Source organism: Salipiger mucosus DSM 16094, assembly GCF_000442255.1.
GTDB lineage: Bacteria > Pseudomonadota > Alphaproteobacteria > Rhodobacterales > Rhodobacteraceae > Salipiger > Salipiger mucosus.
This window is the reverse complement of the sequence record NZ_KE557285.1, coordinates 85464-104828: the sequence shown is the minus strand read 5'-3', so window position 1 is coordinate 104828 and position 19365 is coordinate 85464. Positions and strand designations below refer to the sequence as shown.

Below are 19365 nucleotides of genomic sequence, written 5' to 3'. Positions count from 1 at the left end.
GTATTGGTTCCGCCGTGCCCCGACTGTCGTGCAGGCTGTTGCCATGTCCGACAGGAAGAGTCGGGCAAGGGAGGAGACATTGCGAAACCTGTTTGCGCCGCTGGCCGCGGTGGCGGTCGGCTTGACCGTCGCGGGGCCCGTCCGGGCCGTCGAGGTCGACGCCGCCGTGCTGCGCGTCGACTACCCCGAGCTGCTGCCCATCTCGCGCTACGATCTGCCGCCGGAGGACCTCGGCTTCGCCGGGGCGGCGCTGGCCGACGAGGACAATGGCACGACCGGCAGCTTCATGGGGCACAGCTACGAGACGACGACCCACGCGGTGGCCCCGGAGGAGGCAGATGCGGCGCTGGACGAGATCCTCGAGACCGGCACGCGCCTTGTCGTGCTGGCCGCGGGGGCCGAGGATACAGGGCGGCTGACCGACCGGGCGGCCGAGGCGGGGGCGCTGGTCTTCAACATCCGCGCGGAGAGCATGGAGCTGCGCAGCGGGGCCTGCCGGGCCAACCTGCTGCACACGGTCCCCTCCTACGGCATGCGCGCCGACGCGGTGGCGCAGTTCGCGGTCTGGAAGAAATGGCCGAGCTGGCTGCTGGTCGAGGGCTCGAACCCGGCGGACAAGGCGCTTTCCGAGGCCTATGCCCGCGCCGCGCGGAAGTTCGGCGCCGAGATCGTCGAGACGCGCACCTTCGAGGACACCGGCGGCGCGCGGCGCACCGACACCGGGCACGCCATGGTGCAGCGCCAGCTGCCGACCTTCATGCAGCGCGCGCCCGAGCACGACGTGGTGATCGCGGCCGATGCCACCGACTACTTCGCCGCCTACCTGCCGTTCCACCTGTGGTCGCCGCGCCCGGTCATGGGCAGCGCCGGCCTGCGGCCCGTGACCTTTCACGGCGCGCACGAGGCCTGGGGGGCGACGCAGTTCCAGACCCGCTTCGAGGAGCTGGCCGGCCGCTACGTGCGGGAAGAGGATTACAACGCCTGGCTCGCCCTGCGCGTCATCGGAGAGGCGGTCACCCGCACCGGCAGCGCCGATCCCGACACGCTGCGCGACTACGCGCTCAGCGACGCGTTCGAGCTGGCCGCTTTCAAGGGGCAGAAGGTCACCTTCCGCGACTGGAACGGCCAGATGCGTCTGCCGATCCTGCTCTACGACGACCGCATCACCGTGAGCGTGAGCCCGCAGGACGGCTTCCTGCACCAGGTCTCGCCGCTGGATACCATGGGGCTCGACCGCTCCGAATCCGACTGTACCGCCTTCGAGGAGTGACCATGAAGACTGTTCTCGCCGCCTCCGTCCTTGCCCTGACCGCCAGCGGCGCCCTGGCCGGCAAGGCCTTCGTCTCGAACGAGCGGGGCAACGACATTACCGTGATCGACACCGGGAGCTGGGAGGTCATCCACACCTTCGCGGGCGGCAACCGGCCTCGGGGCATCACGCTCTCGCCCGACGGCTCGCTGCTGTATGTCTGCGCCTCGGACGACGACCTCGTGCGGGTCTTCGACACCGAGACCTACGAGGAGGTCTACACGCTGCCCTCGGGGCCGGACCCGGAGCTGTTCGTGATCCATCCCTCGGGCAACCCGCTCTACATCGCGAACGAGGACGACAACCTCGTGACCGTGACGGACACCGAGGACCACACGATCCTGGCCGAGGTGCCCGTGGGCGTGGAGCCCGAGGGCATGGCGATCTCGCCCGACACGAACTGGGTGGTGAATACCTCGGAAACCACCAACATGGCGCATTTCATCTCGACCGAGGACTACGAGATCAAGCACAACATCCTCGTCGATCAGCGTCCGCGCTACGCGGAGTATCTCGACGACGGATCGCGGCTGTTCGTGAGCTCGGAGATCGGCGGGACTGTCAGCGTCATCGACATCGCCGGGGACGGCACGCCGACGCTGACGCAGAAGATCGAATTCGAGGTGCCGGGCGTGCTGCCGGAGTGGCTTCAGCCGGTGGGCGTGAAGGCCACCAGCGACGGCAGCCGCATCTTCGTGGCGCTGGGGCCGGCGAACCGGGTGGCGGTGATCGACGGCGCCTCGCTCGAGGTGGTCGAATACATCATGGTGGGGCAGCGGGTCTGGCAGATGGCCTTCACGCCGGGCGAGGAATACCTCGTCACCACCAACGGCAATTCCAACGACGTGACGGTGATCGACGTGGCCGCGGAGGAGGCGGTGCGCTCGATCCAGGTGGGGCAGCAGCCCTGGGGCGTGGCGATCACGCCGGACTGAAACGGGGCCGGCGCACCACGGTCCCATGCCGCGAGGCACTAGGGAGGAGAACGACATGACATTCGCAAGGCTCGCAGCCACCGTCTGCGCGGTTGCCATCGGCACCGCGGCGGCGGCGCAGGACCTGCCGGTGATCCGCGCGGCGGTGCTGCAGATCGGCACCGTCAACTGGGAGCTGACGGCGATCCGCGAGAACGGCTTCGACACCGAGCACGGGTTCGACCTCGAGGTGCAGGGCTATGCCGACAACGCGGCGACCCGGATCGCGGTCGAGGGCGGCGAGGCCGACATGGCCGTCGCCGACTGGATCTGGGTTGCGCGCCAGCGCGCGGCCGGCAAGGACTATGTCTTCATTCCCTATTCCAAGGCCGTGGGCGCGCTGCTGGTGCCCGAGGACAGCGAGGCCGAGGACCTGACCGACATGGCCGGCGGCAAGATCGGCATCGCGGGCGGGCCGCTCGACAAGTCATGGCTGATCCTGCGCGCCTATGCGCAGCAGGAATACGGCATGGACCTCAAGGCCGAGACCGAGCAGGTCTTCGGCGCGCCGCCGCTGATCTTCAAGTCGGGCCTTTCTGGCGACTACGCGGGGTCGATCAACTTCTGGCACTTCCTGGCCAAGATGAAGGCCGGCGGCATGCGCGAGCTGGTCTCGGTCGAGACGGCGGCGAGCGAGCTGGGGCTCGACCCCGACACGCCGCTGCTGGGCTACTACATGAAGGAGGACTTCATCGAGGCGCACCCCGGCATCGCGCAGTCCTTCTACAACGCCAGCCGCGACGTGAAGGACATGCTGGCCGACGACGACGGCGCCTGGGAGGCGGTGCGCCCGCAGATGAATGCCAAGACCGACGCGCAGTTCGAGCAGCTCAAGGCCGACTGGCTGGCCGGTGCGCCCGCGCGCGGCCCGGTCGACGCCGAGGCGGCGGGCCGGCTGCTGGCGCTCATGGCCGAGCTTGGCGGCGAGGAGCTGGTGGGCGAGGCGACCACGGTGCCCGAAGGCCTCTTCGCGGATGTGCAGTGACCGGGTGGCGCGATGACCGGGAAGGCGAGCGGCCCGCTGCTGTCGGTCGCGGCGCTGCTGGGCCTGTGGGTCGTGGCGGCGGCGCTGACCGCGGACCCGCAGATCCTGCCCTCTCCCCTCGCGCTGTGGCAGCCCTTCGTGCGCGAGCTGAGCACGGGCACGCTGCCGCATCACCTGGGCGCGACGCTGGTGCGGGTGGCCTGGGCCTTCGTGCTGGCGATGCTGCTGGGCACGGCGATCGGGCTGGCGATGGGGCGATCGGAGCGGGTGAACCGGCTGCTCGACCCCTGGCTGGTGATCTTTCTCAACCTGCCGGCGCTGGTGCTGATCGTGCTGTGCTATCTCTGGATCGGGCTCACCGAGGCGGCGGCGATCACGGCGGTGACGCTGAACAAGGTGCCCAACGTGGCGACGGTGATCCGCGAGGGCGCGCGGGCGCTGGACCGCGATCTGGACGCCATGGCCAAGGTCTACCGGATGTCGGCGACGACGCGCTTCCTGCACGTGACACTGCCGCAGCTCGCGCCCTTCCTCGCGGCCTCCGCGCGGTCGGGGATCGCGGTGATCTGGAAGATCGTGCTGGTGGTGGAGTTCCTGGGCCGGTCCTCGGGGGTGGGGTTCCAGATCCACATGTACTTCCAACTGTTCGACGTGGCGATGGTGCTGGTCTACGCGCTGTCGTTCATCGGCGTGATGCTGGCGGTGGAATGGGCGATCCTGCAGCCGTGGGAACGGCGGGCGAGGCGCTGGCGGACGGCATGATCCGCGTGGACATCCTGTCCAAGCGCTATGGCAGGGTGCCGGTGCTGGGGCCGGTGCACTTCCGCATCGCGCCCGGCGAGACGGTGGCGCTGCTGGGGCCGTCGGGGATCGGCAAGTCGACCATCCTGCGCATCCTCGCGGGGATCGACACCGACTTCGAGGGGTGCGTGAGCCGGCCCGAACACATGGCCATCGTCTTCCAGGAGCCGACGCTGCTGCCCTGGCGCAGCGCGCTGCGGAACCTGACGCTGGCCAACGCCGGGCTCTCCGAGGCCGCGGCGCGAGAGGCGCTGGCGCGGGTGGGGCTGAAGGGGCGGGGCGAGGCCTTTCCCGGTCAGCTGTCGCTGGGCCAGCAGCGCCGGCTCGCGCTGGCGCGGGCCTTTGCCGGGCGGCCGGAGCTGCTCATCATGGACGAGCCCTTCGTCTCGCTGGACGCGAAGACGGCCGAGACGATGATCGCGCTGACCGAGACGCTGATCGCCGAGACCCGGCCGGCGACGCTGTTTGTCACCCACGCGCGCGCCGAGGCCGAGCGCCTGGCCGACCGCATCCTGGAGCTGCGCGGCGAGCCCGCGACGCTCTCTCCCCATCTTGTTCAAACGGAAGGATACGATTGATGAAGACCCTGATAACGATTGCCGCCCTGAGCCTTGCCGCGCTGCCCGCGGCGGCGCATGACTTCGGCTTTGCCGGCGTGCTGTCGAACAGCAACTCGGGCGAGATGCCGGGGATCACGCTGTCGGTCGGCAAGCCGCTGGCCGAAGGGCCAATCACGCTGGAGTCGGGCAAGCTCTACGAGCTGGAGATCGAGGCCGACGGAACGGGCGAACTGGCGCTGGAGGGGCCGGGGTTCTTCCGCGCGATCTGGGTCAACGAGGTCGTCATCAACGGCCTCGAGGTCCGGCCCTTCGGCCTCGAAAGCGTCGAGTTCGACGAGGCCGGCACGATGGAGATCGAGTTCCTCGCGATCAAGCCGGGGCAGTTCCATCTCAAGATTCCGGGCTCGACCGGCGAGAGCCAGCGCGTCGACATCTCGATCCAGTGACGCCGGGGCTCAGAGTTCCAGCTCGTCCCGGCGCAGGGCGCGGCACTTCCAGCCGCGCACCTCGTACTTCGGGTTCGACTGGCTCCATTTCGCGAGCTCGGGCTGGGCGCCCATCATGCAGGTCATGGGCGTGATGTCGGTGTAGATCAGGCTGCGTTCCCGGCATTGGTCCGGCGCGGCGGAAAGGCAGGTGACGAAAAGAAGTTCGATCATGGCAATCCCCTGTGATGCACAATCATGCGGGGCACCCTAGGCGAGGCAGGTCAACAAACCCTGCAAATGTCCGCGCTCGAATGCTGCGCTGCAGAAAAATGAACGAAAAACGACCGGTAATCCTGCGATGGGACGCTATTCTGAGCGCTCCGTCAAGGATGGCGTGCGCCTGAGGTCCCGGGGGCGGCCTGCGTGCAGCGTGCTTTGCACAATCCCGGCATCAGGTGTAGGAGGTCCTATCAGACATTTTTTCCAGCCGGGGCACGAATGAAGACGATCACCACGACGGACGACCTGGCCGCGTTCTGCGCGGCGGCGGCGGAAGCGCCCTATGTCACCGTGGATACCGAGTTCCTGCGGGAACGGACCTATTATTCCAAGCTCTGCCTCGTGCAGCTTGCCCTGCCTGGCACGGACGACGACACGGCCGTGCTGGTCGATCCGCTGGCCGGGGACCTGTCGCTCGATCCCCTGATGGAGCTCTTCCGGAACCCCGACGTGGTCAAGGTCTTCCACGCCGCGCGGCAGGACCTCGAGATCTTCTACATCGACCACGGCGTGATCCCCGAGCCGCTCTTCGACACGCAGGTCGCGGCGATGGTCTGCGGCTTCGGCGAGCAGGTGGGCTACGAGACGCTGGTCAAGCGCATCGCCAAGGCCTCGCTCGACAAGTCGTCGCGTTTCACCGACTGGTCGCGGCGCCCGCTGACCGACGCGCAGAAGAAATACGCGCTGGCAGACGTCACGCACCTGCGGGTGATCTACGAGCATCTCGCGGCGGAGCTCGCGCGGACCGGGCGCGACCGCTGGGTGGCCGAGGAGATCGCGGTGCTGACCGATCCCGAGACCTACGTCACGCGCCCCGAAGAGGCCTGGCTGCGGGTCAAGACGCGTTCGACGAGCCCCAAGTTCCTGGCCTTGGTGCGCGAGCTGGCCGCCTTCCGCGAGGCACATGCGCAGGACCGCAACATCCCGCGCAACCGCGTCTTCAAGGACGACGCGCTGACCGAGCTGGCCTCGACCAAGCCCGCGACGATGGAGGATCTCGGCCGCTCGCGCCTGCTGCTGCGCGAGGCGCGCAAGGGCGCCATCGCCGAGGGCATCCTCGCGGCGGTCAAGGCGGGCATGGAGTGCCCGAAGGACAAGCTGCCGAAGCCAGACACCTCGCGCGATCAGCTGCAGGTGAACCCGGCGCTGGCGGACCTGCTGCGCGTGCTGCTCAAGGCCAAGACCGAAAGCTCGGGCGTGGCGTCGCGGCTCATCGCGCCGGCGGCGGACCTCGATGCCATCGCGGCGGGGATGCGCGACGTGAAGGCGCTGACCGGCTGGCGGCGCGAGGTCTTCGGCGCGGACGCGCTGCGTCTCTGCGAGGGCGAGATCGCGCTGGCGGCCAAGGGTCGCAACGTCAAGGTGATCGAGCTGTAAGGCGGGCGCGGGGCCTCAATGGCCCCGCCTGCGTGCCTAGCGCCGCGAGGCGAGCGCGTTGCGCTGGCCGGTGACGCGGATCGTCTGCACACCGAAGAGTTCCTGGTCGGTCAGCCAGACCGCCGCGGTGACGGTGCGCGACCACTCGTTCGTGTTGCGCGGCCCGGGCTGCTGCAGCGCGCGCATGTCGTAGACCAGCGTGTCCGGGGTGCTCTGCGCCTCGTCCTTGACCAGTCGCACGTCGAAGGGGCCCAGCCGGTCGGCCACGCCCGAGGCGCGGATCACCGCGCCGCCGGGGCGGCGTTCGATCAGCAGTTCGGCAATCTGGCCCACGGGACGGCCCGCGGAGGCCTCGTCGCGGGACTGGAAGAAGCTCACCGAGCGGCGCTTGGGGATCAGGGGGTTGGCGGTCCCGGCCTCGGTCGAGGTATTGGCCACCGGCTCGCCCCGGCCGAACCAGTTGAACGGATTCACGCGCGACTCGCGGACCGTCGCGCAGCCCCCCAGGACCAGCGCCGCCACGAGCAGGACTGAAAGTGATCTCGACATGCCGAACGCGCCCTCTGCCTGTTTGACAAACGGGTTAGCGCATCGGCGCCGCCTTGAAAAGGAATGTCTGTCGGCGCAGGCGTGGCGGGGCGTCGGTGCGGCCGCGAGGGGCGGCCCTGCGGGTGGCGCGTCGAATATCTGCAGACGAAGGCGGTGCCGGGGCTGGACCTTTGCCGCTGCGCCGCCTAGCTCTGTCCCAGCACGAACGGAGGTCGCATGGCACAGCCGGCATTCGAAGAGGTGGTCGAGGACTTCGAGTTTCTCGAGGACTGGGAAGACCGCTACCGCATGGTGATCGAGATGGGCAAGGCGATGGAGCCGTTGCCCGACGCGCTCAAGGTCCCCGCCACGAAGGTCGAGGGCTGCGCCAGCCAGGTCTGGCTGCATTCCCAGCCCGAGCACGGGGTCTTTCACTTCGAGGGCGACAGCGACGCGATGATCGTGCGCGGCCTGATCGCGGTGCTGCGGCGGCTCTACGACGGGCTGCCGGTCAAGGAGGTGCCGGGCGTCGATGCGCGCGGCGAGCTGGGCCGGCTGGGGCTGAACGACCACCTGTCGGCGCAGCGCTCGAACGGGCTGCGCGCCATGGTCGAGCGGATCCGCGAAAACGCCTCGGCGGCCGCCTAGAGCGCGATGGCAGCCGAGCGCGCGAGGCGCCGCTCGCGCAGGAAGGAATAGAGCCCGGCGCCGAGGATCAGCGCGGCCCCCGCGAGGGTCCAGCCGTCCGGGCGCTCTGCGAAGACCAGCATCCCCAGCGCGGTCGTGAAGACCAGCCGCGAGTAGCGGAACGGCGAGACGGCCGAGGCCGGCGCGATCCGCATGGCCGTGGTCACGCAGACGTAGCCCGCCGTGGTCACGGCGATGGCGCCAATGATGAAGGTGGTGGCGAGAGGTGTCGCGACGGGCGTCTGCGCGGTGACCAGCAGGAGCGCCAGTCCCACGGGGATGATCGACGCGAACCCCCAGGCCGAGATCACCACCGAGGGCACATGCGCCGGCGCGAGTCGCGTGATCAGGTCGCGCGCGGCGAGGCCGGTGACGCCCACCACGGCGAAGATCTCCCACCCGGTGAAGGCCGCGCCGAAGGGCCGGATCACCATGAGCATGCCGACAAGTCCCACGGCGATGGCGCTCCAGCGGCGCCAGCCGACCTCTTCGCCGAGGAAGAGCGCCGCGCCCATGGTCACGACCAGCGGCGCGGTCTGCATGATCGCGGCCATGACCGACAGCGGGATCTTCGAGAGGCCGATGATCATGCCGAGGCCGCCCACCATCTCGAGCGCATTGCGCAGCAGCACCATGCGGTGCAGCGCATCGGCGGCCCGGATCGGCATCCGGCGCAGGCGGGCGAGCACGAGCAGCAGCCCCGCGCCCCCCGCGCCGATGGACATCATGATCTGTCCCGTGGGGGCGTGCTGGCTGGACAGCTTGATGAAGGCGTCGCTGGCGGCCAGCAACGCCATGCCGAGCACCATCAGCCCGATGGCGCGGAGAACGTACATGAAGGACCCCTCAGGTGATCACATCGGGGGCGTCGCGACCGGTGCGTTTGCGGATGCCGGCGATCTCGTCGACGGCGCTGATGACGGGCGCGAGGGCCTCCTGCGGGTCACGGTCCATCTTGTCGGGATCGGTCTCGAGCGCCTCGAGGTAGACGCGCAGCGTGGCACCCGAGGTGCCGGTGCCCGAGAGGCGCAGCACGGCGCGGTCGCCGCCCTCGAACCAGATGCGCAGGCCCTGGCCCTCGGCGCGGCTGCCGTCGACGGGGTCGTCGTAGGCGAACTCGTCGGCGTCGCGCACCTTGAGCGCGCCGTAGCTATGCCCGGCCAGCACGGGCAGTTCGCCGCGCAGGTTGTCCATCAGCTCGTTGGCGGCGGCGCTGTCGACGTCCTCGTAGTCGTGGCGCGAGTAGTAGTTGCGCCCGTACTCGCGCCAGTGCGCGGCCATGAGCTCGGCCACCGACTGGCGCTTCTCGGCGAGGATGTTGAGCCAGAAGAGCACCGCCCAGAGGCCGTCCTTCTCGCGAACATGGTCAGAGCCGGTGCCGGCGCTTTCCTCGCCGCAGAGGGTCACGCGGCCCACGTCGAGCAGGTTGCCGAAGAACTTCCAGCCGGTCGGGGTCTCGTAGCAGTCGATGTCGAGCGCGTCGGCGACGCGGTCCACCGCGCGCGAGGTCGGCATCGAGCGCGCGACGCCCTTGAGCCCGTCGGAGTAGGCGGGCACCAGAGTGGCATTGGCCGCCAGCACCGCAAGGCTGTCCGAGGGCGTGACGTAGCAGCCCTTGCCGACGATCATGTTGCGGTCGCCGTCGCCGTCCGAGGCCGCGCCGAAATCGGGGGCGTTGGGGCCCATCATCTCGTCCATCAGCGGCTTGGCCCAGATCGGGTTGGGGTCGGGGTGGCCCTGACCGAAGTCGGGCAGGGGGATCGCGTTTATCACCGTGCCGGGCGCGGCGCCCAGCGTGCCCTCGAGGATCGCGCTGGCATAGGGGCCGGTCACCGCGTGCATCGCGTCGAAGCGCATGCGGAAGCCCGACTTGAAGAGCGCGCGGATCGCGTCGAAGTCGAAGATGCCCGCCATCATCTCGGCGTAGTCGGTCACAGGGTCGACGACCTCGACCTCCATCCCGGCGAGCGTGAAGCTGCCCTCGGTGCGCAGTCCCACGTCGTGGGATTCAAGGATGTGGTACTCGGTGATGGTCTTGGTGGCCTCGAAGATCTTCGAGGTCACGGACTCGGGCGCGGGGCCGCCGTTGGCGGTGTTGAACTTGACGCCGAAGTCGCCCTCGGGCCCGCCCGGGTTGTGGCTGGCCGACAGGACGATGCCGCCGTCGGCGCCGCGCGTGCGGATCAGGTTCGATGCGGCGGGCGTCGAGAGCAGCGCGCCCTTGCCGACGATGACCTTCTTCGCCCCGCTCGCGGCGGCCATGCGCAGCACGACCTGCGCCGCCTGGCTGTTGAAGTGCCGGCCGTCGCCACCCAGCACGAGCGTCTTGCCCTCGACGCCGCCGATCCCGGTCCAGATGCTCTGGATGAAATTCTCGAGGTAGTGGTGCTGCTGGAAGACCGGGGTCTTCTTGCGCAGCCCCGAGGTCCCGGGTTTCTGGCCTTCGATGGGCTCGGTCGGCACCGTACGGATGGTCTGGGTCATGGGCTCGTCACTCTGGGGTCTCGCGCGGCACGTTTCATGATGCGCGCGGCATTTGCAAGAACAGGCGCCGCCGCGATGCCCGAGGGACCCTCGGGCAGGCGCTGGCGCCAGTTGGGATATTCGCGGACCGTGCCGGGCAGATTCGGCTGGTCTGCCACGCCCAGCATATCCTCGGCCTGTAACGCGACCATGCGCGATCGGGTTTCCGCGAGAAAGCTCACCATGGCCTCGGGCGCCTCGGGAGGCAGGTCGCCGCGCAGCTTGCCGCTGGCCCAGTCGAAGCCCGCGACCTCGCGGCCGCGCCAGGCGAACATGCCCTCGGCGTGCTCGGGCGGGGTGAGACCGATGTCGCGGCGCAGGGCGATCTCGCGGCCCTCGCGCCAGCCTGTCCAGGTCGGCAGGTCGTGGGTCGAGAAGCTGGCGATCACGCCCTCGTCGTAGTCCTCGGGGCGCTTGAAGACGGGCGGGTCCTCGCGGTGCTCGAAACAGGCGAGGCGGCAGCCGAGGATGCCGCTGTCGGCCAGCGCCTGCTGGAGCCCCTCGGGGATGACGCCCAGGTCCTCGCCGACGATGACGGCGCCCGCGCGGGCCGCCTCCATGCGGGTGACGGCGAGCATGGCCTCGCGCGGCATGGCGACATAGGCGCCGGGCAGGTCGCCGTCCGGGACCCAGTAGGCGCGCTCGAAGCCGAGGATGTGGTCGATCCGCAGGGCGCCCGCGAAGCGCAGCTGCTGGCGCAGGGTGGTGGCCAGCGCCTCGAAGCCGGTCTCGATCAGCGTCACCGGGTTGAAGGGCGCGAGGTGCCAGTTCTGGCCCTGCGGCGCGAAGGCGTCGGGCGGCGCGCCGAGGCTCGCCCCGAAGGCGAAGGTCTCGCGGTCCTCCCAGGTCTCGGCGCCCTGCGGATGCGTGCCGACCGCGACGTCGAGGTAGAGCCCCAGCGCCATGCCCGCACCCGTGGCGCGGCCCTGCGCCTCGGCCAGCGAGCCCTCGGCGCGGTATTGCAGCCAGGCGTGAAAGCGCACGCGGTCGGCCATTTCGCGCGCCGCCTGCGCGACCTCGGGGCTGGCCGGGTCGCGGTAGGCCGCGGGCCAGTCGCCCCAGTAGGCGCCGAGTCGCTCCGACAGGGCCTGGTGCGTGGCGAAACGCTGCAGCGCCGCGCCCTCGTGCGCGAGGAAGGCGTCGAAGGCCGGGCCCGGCGGGGCGGCGCGGAACTCGGCCTCGAGCGCCTCCATGCGGGCGGGCGTCTCGGCCGCGACGTCGATGATCCGGCCGGGCGCGCCGGCGGCGGTGGCCGTGGGCAGGTAGATGCCGGCAAAGCGGCGGCGGTGCGAGGGCGTGTAGGGGCTGAAGCCGCCGGGGTCGGCGGGAAAGCCCGCGTGGATCGGGTTGATCCCGAGGAAAGAGGCGCCCTGCGCGGCGGCGCCCTCGGCCATGGCGGCGAGGTCGTCGTAGCCGCCGATGCCGCCCTGTTCGGCCGTGCGCAGCCCGGCGAGCGGGACCATCAGGCCCCACATGCGTTCGGGCAGCGGCAGGCGCGCGGGGGCGCAGAGCAGCCAGCAGGTCTCGCCCGACGCCTGCAGCCGGTGGCGCCCGAGCGGAAGGGCGGGCAGGGGGCCGCGCCCCTCGCTGCGGGTGCCGTCCTCCTGCGTGAGGGTCCAGTCCGCGCCGGGGGTGAGCGCGGGGGGCACGCCGGGTTCGCAGACCTGCCAGGGCGGCAACTCGCGGTGGGCGGGCGGCGCGGTGCCGTCGAGGCCCATGGCGGCAAGCAGCGCCGCCTTGGTCTCGGGCGGGGTGACGCGGGTCTCGCCCGAGAGATCGCGGAACGCCTCGAGGATGCCGGCGCGCGCGGCGCGGGTGTCGAGATCGCTCATTCCGCCTCCTCGACCAGCGCGATGACGGACTCGGCGGCCATTTCCAGCGTGTCGCCCACCCGGTGCGGATCGGCGTCGGGCAGCGCGGTGTCGACGTGGCGGACCCACACATAGCCCTCGCTGCGCGGCGGCAGGGTGAGCGTGAGCGCATCGCCCGCGTTGAAGGCCAGGTAGATCGCCTCCTCGCGCTGAGCGTAGAGCGGCGTGCCGCTGGCCATGCGGAACTCGGCGCAGAGCGCGTGCAGGTGGCCGTTGGTCCAGTCGGCGCGGGTCATCTCGGTGCCGTCGGGACGCCACCAGAAGAGGTCGGGCACCCCGTCGACCTTGCGCGGCTGCGAGTGCAGGAAGCGTTTCTGCCGCAGGATCGGGTGTGCCTTTCGGAAGGCGATCAGCCGCTCGGTGAAGGCCTGGAACTCGGTGTCCGCGTGTTCCCAGTCGAGCCAGGTGGTTTCGTTGTCCTGGGCGTAGGCGTTGTTGTTGCCACCCTGCGAATGGCCGATCTCGTCGCCCGCGAGGATCATCGGCGTGCCCTGGCTGAGCAGGAGCGTGGCCATCATGTTGCGCCGGCGCAGGGCGCGGGCGGCCTCGATCTCGTCGTCGTCGGTGGGCCCCTCGGTGCCGAAGTTGTCCGAGAAGTTCTCGCCGTGGCCGTCGCGGTTGCCCTCGCCGTTGGCCTCGTTGTGGCGCTGCACGTAGCTGACGACGTCGGCGAGCGTGAAGCCGTCGTGCGCGGTCAGCAGGTTGACCGAGCTGGTCGCGGGCCGGCCCGAGTGGTCGAAGTGCCCCGCCGTGCCGGTGATCTTGTCGGCCATGACCGGCACGTGGCCGAGATCGCCGCGCCAGAAGCGCCGCACGCCGTCGCGGAACTGGTCGTTCCACTCGGCGAAGGGGGGCGGGAAACTGCCCAGCTGGTAGCCGCCCGGGCCGATGTCCCAGGGCTCGGCGATGAGTTTCTTTTCGGCCAGCACCGGGTCCTGCCGCAGCGCGCGGAAGAAGGCCGAGTTCGGATCGAAGCCTTCCTCGGTGCGGCCGAGCGTCGCGCAGAGGTCGAATCGGAAGCCGTCGACGCCCATGGTCGTCGACCAGTAGCGCAGGCTGTCGAGTACCATGCGCATGACCATCGGGTGCTCGATGTTCACGGTGTTGCCGGTGCCGGTGTCGTTGATGTAGTGGCGGTTGTCCTCGGTCAGGCGGTAGTAGCTGCGGTTGTCGAGGCCGCGGAAGGACAGGGTGGGGCCGTTCTCGTCGCCCTCGCAGGTGTGGTTGTAGACCACGTCGAGGATCACCTCGATGCCGGCGGCGTGCAGGCGGGCGACGGTATACTGGAACTCCCAGAGCCGCCCGTGGCTGAGGTAGCGCGGGTCGGGCGCGAAGAAGCCCAGCGTCTGGTAGCCCCAGTAGTTCACAAGCCCCTTCTGCACGAGGAAGCGGTCGTTCAGGAAGGCCTGGACCGGCAGCAGCTCGATCGCGGTGATGCCCAGCCGCACGAGGTAGTCGAGCACCTCGTCCGAGGCCAGCGCGAGGAAGCTGCCGGGATGATCGACGCCGGGGAAGCGCTTGGTCAGGCCCTTGACGTGGGCCTCGTAGATCACGCTGTCGGCGAGCGGGGTCTCGGGCGCCTTGAGGCGGCCCCAGTCGAAGGAGGGGTCCTCGACCACGCACTTGGGCATGTAGCGGGCGCTGTCGTGCGGATCGGGCGCATCGGCCCCGCCCAGCAGCGCGTCGTGCCAGGTCGGATGCCCCGTCAGCCGCCGCGCGTAGGGATCGAGCAGCAGCTTGGCGGGATTGAAGCGGTGCCCCTCCTCGGGGTCGAAGGGCCCCGAGGCGCGGTAGCCGTAGAGCTGCCCGGGCATGAGGCCAGAGACGCGGCCGTGCCAGACGTCGCCGTCGCGTTCCGGCAGGCGGAGGTGGTGCGTTTCCTGGCCGTGTTCGTCGAACAGGCACAGGTGGATGTCGTCGGCGTGCTGCGAGAAGACGGCGAAATTCACGCCATCCCCGTCGAACGTCGCCCCGAGCGGCGCGGCACGGCCGGCCCGGATCTGCGGGTTCGTCATTCGGTCTTGACCATTTCTTCGTACAGGGCCGCGTAGGCGGCGGCGGACTGGTCCCATCCCACCTTGGCCGCCATCGCGTTGCGCATCATGCGCGACCAGGTGTCGGGCTCCTGATGGAGTTTGACCAGTTTCATGAGGGCCTGCGCAAGGGCCTGCGCGGTCACGGGGTGGAATTGCACGCCGGTCGCCGCGCCTGCTGCCACTCCGGCGGGCGATGCGTCGATCACCGTGTCGGCAAGGCCGCCCGTGCGCGCCACCAGCGGGATGGTGCCGTAGCGCAGTCCGTAGAGCTGGGTGAGGCCGCAGGGCTCGAATCGCGAGGGCACGAGGATGGCGTCGCCGCCCGCGATCATGCGCCGCGCGAGCTGCTCGTCGTAGCCGATGGTCACGGCCACGCCCGCGTGGTCACGGGCATAGGCGCGGAAGGCCTCCTCGAAGGCGCGCGCGCCGGTGCCCAGCAGCACCAGCTGCCCGCCGCGGTCAAGCAGCGCAGGCAGCGCCTGCAGCAGCACGTCGAGACCCTTCTGCTCGGTCATGCGGGTGACCATGACGCAGAGCGGGCCGGGCCAGTCGGGCAGGCCGAACTCCTCGCGCAGGGCCGCGCGGTATTTCGCCTTGCCGCGCGGGGACTTGTAGGGCGGGGTCCAGAGGTCGAGGTCGATGCCGTTGAGGATGCCGGTCAGATCCGCCTGCCGCGCGCGCAGGAGCCCGTCGAGACCCATGCCGAACTCGGGCGTCATCAGCTCGCCCGCGTAGGTGGGCGAGACGGTCGAGATCCGGTCGGCATAGGACAGGCCCGCCTTGAGGGCGCTGACCTGGTCCCAGAACTCGTAGCCGTCCTGGGTGAAGCCTTCCGGCGGCAGCCCGAGCGAGGCGATGCGGTCGGGCGGGGTCATGCCCTGGAAGGCGATGTTGTGGATCGTCATGAGCGAGGCCACCCGGTCGCCCGCGCCGAGCGCGCGCAGGTAGAGCGGGGCGAGGCCTGCCTGCCAGTCGTGGCAATGCAGGATCTGCGGGCTCCAGCCCTCGATCCCCTCGGCGCCGATCAGGGCCGCCACGCTCGAGAGCGCGGCGAAGCGTTCGGGGTTGTCGGGCCAGTCGCGGCCCTCGGCGTCGCCGTAGATCCCGCCGGGCCGGTCGTAGAGATGCGGCGCGTCGAGCACGTAGAGCACCGCCTCGCCCAGCTTGCCGCGCAGCACGCGGGCCGGGCCGCCGAAGTGGTCTGCGAAGGTCTTGACCGCCTTGGCCCGTTTCAGCGCGTCCATCACCGCCGGGTAGCCCGGGATCAGCACGCGCATGTCGACGCCCGCCCCGACGAGTGCGTGGGGCAGGGCGCCCACCACGTCGGCGAGGCCGCCGGTCTTGACCAGCGGCACGCATTCGGAGGCGACCGAGAGCACCCGTGTCATCGTTCGGCGCCCCTCCGGTCGAGCATGCGCTGGGTGATGAGCGTGACGCCGCCCGGGGTCACGCGGAACCACTTGGCGTCCTCCTCCGGGTCCTCGCCCACGACGAGGCCCTCGGGGATCTCGACCCCGCGGTTGATGACGCAGTTCTTCAGCCGCGCGTGACGCGCGACCTGCACATAGGGAAGCGCCACGACACCGTCGAGCGACGAGTAGGAATTGGTGTGGCACATGGTGAAGAGCAGCGACTGCCGGATCTCGGTGCCCGAGACGATGCTGCCGCCGGCGATCATGGAGCTCACGGCCGAGCCGCGGCGCTTTTCCTCGTCGTGGATGAACTTGGCGGGCGGGACCAGCTCGGCGTGAGTCCAGATCGGCCAGTTGCGGTCCCAGAGGTCGAGGTCCGGGGTGAAGTCGGTGAGGTCGATGTTGGCCCTCCAGAAGGCGTCGATCGTGCCCACGTCGCGCCAGTAGGCGGTCGCGGCGGGGTCGTGGCGCACGCAGCTGTCCTCGAAGCGGTGCGCCTGCGCCTTGCCGGTCTTCACGATGTCGGGGATCATGTCGTGGCCGAAATCGTGGCTCGACCCGTCGTCCTCGAGATCGGCGATCAGCCGTTCGCGCAGGTATTTCCAGTCGAAGACGTAAATGCCCATCGACACGAGCGTCTTGTCGGGATCGTCCGGCAGGCCCGGCGGGTCCTTGGGCTTTTCGAGGAACGAGGTGATGCGGTCCTTGCCGTCCACCGCCATGCAGCCGAAGGCGCTGGCCTCGCCCCGGTCCACGGTGAGGCAGCCCACGGTCACCTCGGCGCCGCTCTCGACGTGCTGGGCGATCATCGCCTCGTAGTCCATCTTGTAGATGTGGTCGCCGGCGAGGATCAGGATGTAGTCGATCTCGTAGCTGTCGATGATGTCGATGTTCTGCGCCACCGCATCGACAGTGCCGCGATACCACATGCTTTCCTCGTAGCGCTGCGAGGCGGGCAGGATGTCGAGGAATTCGTTGCGCTCGGCGCGGAAGAAGTTCCAGCCGCGCTGGACGTGGCGGATCAGGCTGTGCGCCTTGTACTGCGTGGCCAGCGCCATCTTGCGGATGCCCGAGTTGAGCGCGTTCGACAACGCGAAGTCGATGATCCGGGCCTTTCCGCCGAAGTAGACCGCGGGCTTCACCCGCGTGTCGGTCAATTCATGCAGGCGCGAGCCGCGGCCCCCGGCAAGGATGAAGGCCATGCTTCGGGCGGCGAGCCGCTGACCTCTCTGATGTGGCATTTCGCGTTCTCCTCTCCCTCGGTGTCCCGGCCCCTCGTGACGGAGGCCGGGCGCTTGTGCATGGCGACCCGTGTCAGGCGGTGTCGCGGACCAGGTAGATCGCCGACAGCGGCGGCAGCGTCAGCGCCGCGCTGGCGGGAAGGCCGTGGCTGGCGATGGCCTCGGCCTCGACGGCGCCCATGTTGCCCCGGTTGCCGCCGCCGTAGATCCCGGCGTCGGTGTTGAGCGCCTCGCGCCAGCGGCCGGCGGCGGGCAGGCCGATGCGGTAGCCGTTCTGCTCGGCCGGGGTGAAGTTGCAGATGACGGCGACCTCGGGGTCGCCCGGGCCTCCCTTGCGCAGCCAGGAAAAGACCGAGTTGCGCGAGTCGCCGCCGCCGATCCACTGGAAGCCCTCCTCGTCGCAGTCCTTGACGTGCAGCGCGGGCGTGTCGCGGTAGAGGTGGTTCAGGTCGCGCACCAGCAGGCGCATGCCCTCGTGGCGCGGGTCCGACAGGCAGTTCCAGTCGATCTCGGCGTCGTGGTTCCACTCGTGCCCCTGGGCGAATTCCTGGCCCATGAAGAGCAGCTTCTTGCCCGGATGGCCCCACATGAAACCGTAGTAGGCGCGCAGGTTCGCGAACCGCTCCCAGTCGTCGCCGGGCATCTTGCCCAGCATCGAGCCCTTGCCGTGCACCACCTCGTCGTGGCTGATCGGCAGGACGAAATTCTCGGAGAAGGCATAGACCAGGCCGAAGGTCATCTGGTGGTGGTGATAGCCGCGGTAGATGGGATCGCGCCGGATGTATTCCAGCGTGTCGTTCATCCAGCCCATGTTCCACTTGTAGCCGAAGCCGAGCCCGCCCTGATCGACGGGGCGCGAGACGCCGGGCCAGGAGGTGCTTTCCTCGGCCATGGTCAGGATGCCGGGATGGGTGCCATAGGCGGCGGTATTGGTGCGCTGGAGGACCGAGATCGCCTCGTAGTTCTCGCGGCCGCCGTCCTTGTTGGGCACCCATTCGCCCTCGCGGCGCGAATAGTCGCGGTAGAGCATCGAGGCCACGGCATCCACGCGCAGCCCGTCGGCGTGGAATTCCTCGAGCCAGTAGAGCGCATTGGCGGTCAGGTAGTTGGCCACCTCGGCGCGGCCGTAGTTGTAGATCAGGGTGTTCCAGTCGTGGTGGAAGCCCTCGCGCGGGTCGGCATGTTCATAGAGCGCGGTGCCGTCGAAGCGGCCGAGCCCGTGCGCGTCGGTCGGGAAATGGCCGGGCACCCAGTCGAGGATCACGCCGAGGCCCGCGCGGTGCGCGGCATTCACCAGATCGCGGAATTCGTGCGGGGTGCCGTGGCGGATCGTCGGCGCGAAGAGGCCGATGGGCTGGTAGCCCCAGGAGCCGTCGAAGGGATACTCGCTGATCGGCATGAGCTCGATGTGGGTGAAGCCCATGTCCTTGACGTAGCTCACCAGTTCCTCGGCCGCCTCGACGTAGGAGATCGGCCGCCGGTTCTCCTTGCGCCGCCAGGAGGGCAGGTGCACCTCGTAGACCGAGATCGGCGCGGCGCGGTCGTGGTGGCTGGCGCGGGTCTCGATCCATGCATCGTCCGACCAGCCGTAGCCGCGGATGTCGCGCACGACCGAGGCATTGGCGGGCGGATGCTCGGAGCCGAAACCCACGGGATCGGCCTTGCGCGGCTGAAGCTGTCCGTCGGGGCCGAGGATCTCGTAGCGGTAATGCGCGCCCTCGCCGACGCCCGGCAGGAAGATCTCCCAGACGCCGGTGGCGCCGCGGCGGCGCATCGGGTGGCGGCGCCCGTCCCACCAGTTGAAGTTGCCGACGACCGAGACGCGCCTTGCATTGGGCGCCCAGACCGCGAAGTGGGTGCCCGGCGTGCCCTCGTGGACCATGACATGCGCGCCGAGCGCCTCCCAGAGGCGCTGGTGGCTGCCCTCGCCGAGAAGATACTCGTCGATCTCGCCCAGCACCGGACCGAAGCGGTAGGGGTCCTCGACCTCCCAGGTGGCCTCGCCGGCCTCGCCGCGCAGGTGATAGGCGCCCTCGCCGGGCACGGACCCGCGGAAGATGCCCTCGGCGCCGGGCACCGGCTCGAGCGGGTAGAGCGCCCCGTCGGTGACGGCCGAGAGTTGCGCGGCGCCGGGATCGTAGGCCGTGACAACGCGGGCATCGCCATGTCCCTGTGGCCCGAGGACCGCGAAGGGATCATCATGTTCGGCGCGCGACAGGCGGGCGAACTCGGAGGCGGGGGTCTCGGGCGCGGCGGTCATGCAAGTGATTGTAAGCCTTGCGCCGCGTCACGCAATGATCCTGCTCAAATGCCGGACCCCGACCCTCCCCCGGCAGGGGAAGGGAGAGGCGCTG

17 protein-coding genes are annotated in these 19365 nt (G+C 69.8%); 8 read left to right on the top strand and 9 right to left on the bottom strand.

What is annotated here, in order from left to right:
- Window positions 1-79: 79 nt before the first annotated feature.
- From SALMUC_RS24740 to SALMUC_RS24715, 6 genes are read left to right on the top strand one after another with little or no spacing between them, the layout of a single operon-like run.
- The gene (locus SALMUC_RS24740) at window positions 80-1270 is read left to right on the top strand and encodes an ABC transporter substrate-binding protein (protein ID WP_020039923.1); all 1191 of its coding nucleotides are present in this window, start codon (window positions 80-82) and stop codon (window positions 1268-1270) included.
- Window positions 1271-1272: 2 nt separating this feature from the next.
- On the top strand, window positions 1273-2244 hold the full coding sequence (locus SALMUC_RS24735; RefSeq protein ID WP_020039924.1) for a YVTN family beta-propeller repeat protein: 972 nt from the start codon (window positions 1273-1275) through the stop codon (window positions 2242-2244).
- A gap of 55 nt (window positions 2245-2299) precedes the next feature.
- A complete protein-coding gene (locus SALMUC_RS24730) occupies window positions 2300-3268 on the top strand; it encodes an ABC transporter substrate-binding protein (RefSeq protein WP_020039925.1) in 969 nt (322 codons plus the stop codon).
- A 12-nt stretch (window positions 3269-3280) separates the two neighbouring features.
- Window positions 3281-4030, top strand: a complete 750-nt coding sequence (locus SALMUC_RS24725) for an ABC transporter permease (protein WP_020039926.1) — start codon at window positions 3281-3283, stop codon at window positions 4028-4030.
- Window positions 3976-4647, top strand: a complete 672-nt coding sequence (locus tag SALMUC_RS24720) for an ABC transporter ATP-binding protein (RefSeq protein WP_245584741.1) — start codon at window positions 3976-3978, stop codon at window positions 4645-4647. The genes SALMUC_RS24725 and SALMUC_RS24720 overlap by 55 nt, the downstream gene beginning before the upstream one ends.
- Window positions 4647-5075 carry a cupredoxin domain-containing protein gene (locus SALMUC_RS24715; protein WP_021120951.1) on the top strand — a complete coding sequence of 143 codons (429 nt, stop codon included), beginning with the start codon at window positions 4647-4649 and terminating at the stop codon, window positions 5073-5075. The genes SALMUC_RS24720 and SALMUC_RS24715 overlap by 1 nt, the downstream gene beginning before the upstream one ends.
- Before the next feature lie 9 nt (window positions 5076-5084).
- Here SALMUC_RS24715 and SALMUC_RS24710 read toward each other — a convergent pair whose 3' ends face one another.
- The gene (locus tag SALMUC_RS24710) at window positions 5085-5288 is read right to left on the bottom strand and encodes a hypothetical protein (RefSeq protein WP_021120950.1); all 204 of its coding nucleotides are present in this window, start codon (window positions 5286-5288) and stop codon (window positions 5085-5087) included.
- 267 nt (window positions 5289-5555) lie between these two features.
- Between SALMUC_RS24710 and rnd the strand changes: the two genes are divergently transcribed.
- Complete coding sequence (gene rnd, locus SALMUC_RS24705; RefSeq protein WP_021120949.1) at window positions 5556-6713, top strand: ribonuclease D; 1158 nt, start codon at window positions 5556-5558, stop codon at window positions 6711-6713.
- 36 nt (window positions 6714-6749) lie between these two features.
- Here rnd and SALMUC_RS24700 read toward each other — a convergent pair whose 3' ends face one another.
- Window positions 6750-7262, bottom strand: coding sequence for a lipoprotein (locus tag SALMUC_RS24700; protein ID WP_021120948.1), 513 nt, complete (start codon window positions 7260-7262; stop codon window positions 6750-6752).
- A 216-nt stretch (window positions 7263-7478) separates the two neighbouring features.
- Between SALMUC_RS24700 and SALMUC_RS24695 the strand changes: the two genes are divergently transcribed.
- Entirely contained in the window at window positions 7479-7889 is a 411-nt protein-coding gene (locus tag SALMUC_RS24695; RefSeq protein ID WP_020039932.1) for a SufE family protein, read from the top strand.
- On the opposite strand, the gene SALMUC_RS24690 is transcribed toward SALMUC_RS24695, so the two are convergent.
- From SALMUC_RS24690 to glgB, 7 genes are all read right to left on the bottom strand, one after another.
- A complete protein-coding gene (locus SALMUC_RS24690; protein WP_020039933.1) occupies window positions 7886-8764 on the bottom strand; it encodes a DMT family transporter in 879 nt (292 codons plus the stop codon). The genes SALMUC_RS24695 and SALMUC_RS24690 overlap by 4 nt on opposite strands.
- A 10-nt stretch (window positions 8765-8774) precedes the next feature.
- The gene (locus SALMUC_RS24685) at window positions 8775-10412 is read right to left on the bottom strand and encodes an alpha-D-glucose phosphate-specific phosphoglucomutase (RefSeq protein WP_020039934.1); all 1638 of its coding nucleotides are present in this window, start codon (window positions 10410-10412) and stop codon (window positions 8775-8777) included.
- Entirely contained in the window at window positions 10409-12283 is a 1875-nt protein-coding gene (locus SALMUC_RS24680) for a 4-alpha-glucanotransferase (protein WP_020039935.1), read from the bottom strand. The genes SALMUC_RS24685 and SALMUC_RS24680 overlap by 4 nt, the downstream gene beginning before the upstream one ends.
- A complete protein-coding gene (glgX, locus tag SALMUC_RS24675) occupies window positions 12280-14337 on the bottom strand; it encodes a glycogen debranching protein GlgX (protein ID WP_020039936.1) in 2058 nt (685 codons plus the stop codon). Before glgX ends, SALMUC_RS24680 begins: the two co-directional genes overlap by 4 nt.
- Window positions 14334-15746 carry a glycogen synthase GlgA gene (glgA, locus tag SALMUC_RS24670; RefSeq protein ID WP_020039937.1) on the bottom strand — a complete coding sequence of 471 codons (1413 nt, stop codon included), beginning with the start codon at window positions 15744-15746 and terminating at the stop codon, window positions 14334-14336. Before glgA ends, glgX begins: the two co-directional genes overlap by 4 nt.
- On the bottom strand, window positions 15743-17011 hold the full coding sequence (glgC, locus tag SALMUC_RS24665) for a glucose-1-phosphate adenylyltransferase (RefSeq protein WP_021120947.1): 1269 nt from the start codon (window positions 17009-17011) through the stop codon (window positions 15743-15745). Before glgC ends, glgA begins: the two co-directional genes overlap by 4 nt.
- Window positions 17012-17084: 73 nt before the next feature.
- The gene (gene glgB, locus SALMUC_RS24660; RefSeq protein WP_020039939.1) at window positions 17085-19271 is read right to left on the bottom strand and encodes a 1,4-alpha-glucan branching protein GlgB; all 2187 of its coding nucleotides are present in this window, start codon (window positions 19269-19271) and stop codon (window positions 17085-17087) included.
- Window positions 19272-19365: the final 94 nt, after the last annotated feature.